Genomic DNA, 1,708 nt, shown 5'->3' with positions numbered 1-1,708 from the left:
CGTGCTGGTAGAGGTCTTATAGCTCTTCCACATAGGCAGCGTTTCCACCTGAAAGGTAGGCGCTGTTCCACATGCGCTGCATCACGCTTTCTTGCATGCTTGGTCACCCTCGGTTAGGGAACACCATCGGCGTCAATACCGAGCAAACTTGCAGAAGTCCGAATGCAGCGACCAAAACAAGCCACTTAGGATCACGCTGATAGTCCGGGTACCAGCCCGGATGCCCCTGCTTGTCTCATTTCTTCAAAATAAGAGCTGCAGCTTGTGGCTACTGCTCTGGTTATAGCCATGACGCGGGTTGAAGCCCGCGCCACAGCCTCTTCGTTACAGCGGTTCTACGGTTACAGCAGCTGAATCACACGCCGCTCGAAAGCAGCATGTTACGGATGTGACCGATGGCCTTAGTCGGGTTCAGGCCTTTCGGACATACGTTGACGCAGTTCATGATGCCCCGGCAGCGGAAAACGCTGAACGGGTCATCCAGCGAAGCCAGACGCTCGGACGTCTTGGTGTCGCGGCTGTCTGCCAGGAAGCGGTACGCTTGCAGCAGGGCAGCTGGACCCAGGAACTTGTCCGGGTTCCACCAGAAGGACGGGCACGAGGTCGAGCAGCAGGCGCACAGGATGCACTCGTACAGACCGTCGAGCTTTTCACGCTCTTCAGGGGACTGCAGACGCTCGATGGCCGGAGCCGGCGTGTCGTTCTGCAGGTAAGGCTTAACCTTCTCGTATTGCTTGTAGAAGATGCTCATATCGACAACCAGGTCACGGATAACCGGCAAACCTGGCAGCGGACGAACGATCAACTTGTTGCCTTTTACAACAGCGGACAGCGGCGTGATGCACGCCAGACCGTTCTTGCCGTTGATGTTCATGCCGTCGGAGCCGCAGACGCCTTCACGGCAAGAGCGACGATAGGAGAAACCCTCGTCCTGCTCTTTGATCAGGGCCAGCACGTCCAGCACCATCAGGTCTTTACCACCGGTATCGACCTGGAATTCCTGCATGAACGGCGCAGCGTCCTGATCAGGGTTGTAGCGATAAACACTGACTTGCAACATGGCGATCACCCTTAATAAGTCCGGACTTTAGGTTCGAAAGTCGGAACAGTCTTCGGCGAGAAGTTTACGGCACGCTTGGCGACGCGTTTCTCACCCGGGAAGTACAGGGTGTGGCACAGCCAGTTTTCGTCGTCACGGTCTTCGAAGTCTTCACGGGCGTGAGCGCCGCGGGACTCTTTACGTACTTCGGCCGCGATGGCGGTAGCTTCAGCCACTTCCAGCAGGTTTTGCAGTTCCAGAGCTTCGATACGCGCGGTGTTGAACGCCTGCGACTTATCGTTGATCTTCACGTTGGCGATGCGCTTGCGCAGATCAGCCAACTGAGCGATACCCTTCTGCATGTATTCGCCAGTACGGAATACACCGAAGTAGTTCTGCATGCAGCTTTGCAACTCGCGACGCAGGGTAGCCACGTCTTCGCCATCGGTACGGCCGTTCAGCGCGTTCAGACGCGACAGGGCAGCTTCGATGTCGGCTTCGGTAGCGTCGTCGTATTCGATGCCGTCGGTCAGCGCCTTTTCCAGGTGCAGGCCGGCAGCGCGGCCGTTCCAATAAGGAAATCGGTTTGCCGAGGTAATCGTCGGCGCCGTCACGCAGGCCCTTGATCCGGTCTTCGACGCGCTCGCGGGCGGTGAGCATGATCACCGG

Annotated in this window: 1 protein-coding gene and 3 pseudogenes; all 4 read right to left on the bottom strand. The window is 57.6% G+C overall.

All coding sequences use genetic code 11. From position 1 onward, the window contains the following. Window positions 1-19 precede the first annotated feature (19 nt). Window positions 20-97: pseudogene (locus ACIOUG_RS27080) on the bottom strand (hypothetical protein); the annotation flags it as partial. A gap of 258 nt (window positions 98-355) precedes the next feature. Beyond that, window positions 356-1,060 carry a succinate dehydrogenase iron-sulfur subunit gene (locus ACIOUG_RS27075; RefSeq protein ID WP_003223007.1) on the bottom strand — a complete coding sequence of 235 codons (705 nt, stop codon included), beginning with the start codon at window positions 1,058-1,060 and terminating at the stop codon, window positions 356-358. An 11-nt stretch (window positions 1,061-1,071) separates the two neighbouring features. Further along, a pseudogene (gene sdhA, locus ACIOUG_RS27070) lies at window positions 1,072-1,605 on the bottom strand (succinate dehydrogenase flavoprotein subunit); the annotation flags it as partial. Window position 1,606: 1 nt separating this feature from the next. After that, window positions 1,607-1,708: pseudogene (locus tag ACIOUG_RS27065) on the bottom strand (DNA-binding response regulator); the annotation flags it as partial.

It is taken from the genome of Pseudomonas sp. NPDC087803 (assembly GCF_044742995.1).
Classification (GTDB): domain Bacteria; phylum Pseudomonadota; class Gammaproteobacteria; order Pseudomonadales; family Pseudomonadaceae; genus Aquipseudomonas.
Note: the sequence above shows the minus strand (reverse complement) of the source record. Positions and strands in the feature narration are given on the sequence as shown.

Coding starts and splice junctions, on each gene's coding strand:
- ACIOUG_RS27075 (WP_003223007.1), bottom strand. CDS start 1,060: ATGTTGCAAGTCAGTGTTTATCGCTACAACCCTGATCAGGACGCTGCG.